This window comes from Sphingomonas bacterium (assembly GCF_903644055.1).
Classification (GTDB): Bacteria; Pseudomonadota; Alphaproteobacteria; order Sphingomonadales; family Sphingomonadaceae; genus Sphingomonas_I.
Genome location: NZ_CAHJXD010000231.1, coordinates 1 through 3,321 on the forward strand (window position 1 = coordinate 1; position 3,321 = coordinate 3,321).

The 3,321-nt window shown below is 63.5% G+C and carries 2 protein-coding genes; both read left to right on the forward strand.

The features are described 5' to 3' along the window. Positions 1 to 49 precede the first annotated feature (49 nt). A complete protein-coding gene (gene bamA, locus HUU94_RS10290) occupies positions 50 to 2,728 on the forward strand; it encodes an outer membrane protein assembly factor BamA (RefSeq protein WP_174274994.1) in 2,679 nt (892 codons plus the stop codon). Further along, positions 2,728 to 3,321 (forward strand): OmpH family outer membrane protein (locus HUU94_RS10295; protein ID WP_174274995.1); only part of this gene is annotated, 594 nt, incomplete at its 3' end. The genes bamA and HUU94_RS10295, both read left to right, overlap by 1 nt.

Consider the following 3,321-nt stretch of genomic DNA (forward strand, 5'->3'; position numbering starts at 1 on the left):
CTCTTCGTACAGGACCGGCGGATGCCGCAGCGGGCAGCGCATCGTATCGATGCTGCTGATCGGCACGATGCTGGGCGGCCTGCCCGCCGTGGCGATCGCCGCTCCGGCCAAGGCGCCCGCCAAGCCCGTGGCGGCGCCGGTCCCGGCCGCGCCCGAGGCCCCCACCACAGCCGAAACGGCGCCGCCCCCCGCGCAGGTGGCAACCGGCACCGTCCATTCGATCTCGGTAACGGGCAGCCAGCGGCTCGAGGCCGATACCGTCCGCTCCTACGTCAAGCTTCAGGCCGGCCAAAGCTATACGCGCGAAATGCTCGATCAGGCGCTGAAGGACCTTTATGCGTCCGAGCTGTTCGCCGATGTCACGATCGCCGGCGCCGACACGGGCAATCTCGTCATTCAGGTCCGCGAAAATCCGGTGATCAACCGGATCGTGCTGGAGGGCAACAAGCGGATCAAGGAGGAGAAGATCCGGCCCGAGATCAAGCTCGCGCCGCGCCAGATCTTCACGCGCTCCAAGGCCCGCGCCGATGTCGCGCGCATCATCGAGCTCTATCGCCGGCAAGGCCGCTTCGCCGCCAACGTCGATCCCAAGATCGTGCTGCTCGATCAGAACCGTGTCGATATCGTGTTCGAAATCCACGAGGGCGCGAAGAGCCGGGTCCGCAAGATCAACATCATCGGCAACGATCATTTCTCCGATGGCCGGCTGCGCGGGGAGATGGCGACCAAGCAGACCGGCATCACCAAGATATTCTCCAGCGGGACGAGCTACGATCCCGATCGCCTGTCCTATGACCAGCAGAAGATGCGTCAATTCTATCTGACCAACGGCTATGCCGATTTCCACGTCGTCTCGGCGGTTGCCGAGCTGACCCCCGACAAGCGCGACTTCATCATCACCTATGTGGTGGAAGAGGGAAAACGCTACCATTTCGGCGACATCAAGGTCGAAAGCCAGATCCGCGATCTCAAGGCGGACAACCTGAAATATCTGATCAAGTTCAAGAAGGGCGATTGGTACAACGCTAAGACCGTCGAGGACACGGTCGACAGCATGAACGAGCAGGCGGGGCTTCTCGGCTATGCGTTCGCGGACACGCGGCCGAACTTCCAGCGCGACAAGGAAGCCCTCACGATGGGCATCACCTTCCAGGTCGCGGACGCGCCGCGCGTTTATGTCGAGCGCATCGATATCAACGGCAACACGATCACGCGCGACAAGGTCGTCCGCCGCGAATTCCGGCTGGTCGAGGGCGATGCCTTCAACGGCTTCCGCGTCAAGCGGTCGCGCGATCGCATCCAGAGCCTCGGCTACTTCCAGGACAAGATGGAGATCGAGCAGAAGCCGGGCTCGGCCCCCGATCGCGTGATCCTCGAAACCAATCTGCAAGAGAAGCCGACCGGCCAGCTTCAGGTTTCGGCGGGCTATTCCAGCCTCGAGAAGTTCATCGTCTCGGCCTCGATCACGCAATCCAACTTCATGGGCAAGGGCCAGGAAATCCGGACCAGCGCCGATTATTCGATCTATTCCAAGTCGGTCAGCGTCGGCTTTACCGAACCCTATCTGTTCGATCGCAACATCGCGGTCGGCGGCGACATCTTCCGCCGCGATTATAATTCGTTCAACTATGTCAACGACAGCCGTCAGACGACCTACGATCAGACGACGATCGGCTTCCAGATCCGCGCCGGCCTGCCGCTCACCGAATTCTGGAGCATGGCGCTGCGCTACGGGCTCAGCCAGGACAAGATCTCGCTCGACAAGGGTTCCTTCTATTCGGCCTATCTGCCGGACGGAACGGTCGATCCGGCGGGGACGCTGCGTTGCGATCCGCTGCTGGCGGGCCGCTATCTCTGCGACGCGATCGGCAACCGGACGACGTCGTCGCTTGGCTACAGCCTCGTGTTCGACAATCTCAACGATCGGCGCCGTCCCACCGCGGGCCGAAAAATAGTTTTCAGCCAGGATTTCGCCGGTCTCGGCGGCAGCGTCCGCTACATCCGCACCAAGGCCGAAGGTCATCAATATTTCCAGATCGTCAAGGGACTGGTGATGTCGGTCAACGGCGAGGGCGGCTATATCAAGTCGCTCGAAAAGCAGCGCGTGACGGGCGAGGATCCGGTCCGCCTGACCGATCGCTTCTATCTCGGGCAGCCCGATTTCGCGGGCTTCGACATTCGCGGCGTGGGCCCACGCGTGCTGCGCTATTTCTACAACAGCGATGGCACGCTCAACACCGATCGCAAGCAGGCCTCCGACGACGCGCTGGGCGGCAGAGCTTATTATCTCGGCAAGATCGAGGTCGAGCTGCCGCTGGGCAATGGCGCGCGCGAGCTCGGGCTGCGGCCCTCGATTTTCGGGATCGTCGGCTCGGTCTTCGATATCGACAAGCCGCAGTTGCAGAATATCGGCGCCGCCGGGCAGTTCCGCGAAATCCTCAATGCCGATGGAACGCGCAACTGCTACGATCCGGCCGGGGTCAACGCGTCGGTCCCGGTCGCGCAGAATACCACCTGCCCGGACGGGCTGAGCCCCTTCGGCTCCAGCATTCCCGGTTTTCAGGAATTCTTCCAGGGGAATACCTGGAAGCCGCGCGTGTCGATCGGCTTCGGGATCAACTGGAACTCGCCGTTCGGGCCCTTCCGCATCGATATCGCCAAGGCGCTCGTCAAATATAAGGGCGATGATCCGAAGCTGTTTACTTTCAACGTAGGGACGCAATTCTGATGAAGAACATTCTCAAGGGCGCCGCTGCGGCGACTCTGCTCGCCACCGCCGCCGTGCCCGCGCTCGCGCAATCGGCCAGCCCCGTGCTCACGATCGATCTCGAGCGCATCTATGGCGAATCCGCCGCCGCGAAGAGCGCGCAGCAGCAGCTCGTCACGCGGTTCGATGCGCCTAACAAGCAGGCCAATGCGGCGTTTCAGGCGGCGCAATCGAGCTATGCCACGCAGGTCCAGGCCGCGCAGAAGGTGATCGGGCCGAACGGCGATCCCAGCAAGCTGCCGCCCGCCACGCAGCAGAGCATCGTCCGCGCGCAGGAGCAACTGGAAGGCGCGCGCAATCAGGCGCTGCAATTGCAGCAGGCGATCCAGGCGTCGCAATCCTACGTCCGCGACCAGATCGTCCAGGCGGTGCTGCCGATCGCCGAGCAGGTCCGCGCCGAGCGAAAGGCCGCGGCGATCGCGCCGCGCGGCGCGCTGCTGGCGGTCGATCCCGCGAACGACGTCACCTCCGTCGTGATCCCGCGCCTCGATCAGCGCCTGCCGACCGTACAGATCGTGCCGCCGCAGCCCGCCGCGGCCCCCGCCGCCGCCGCC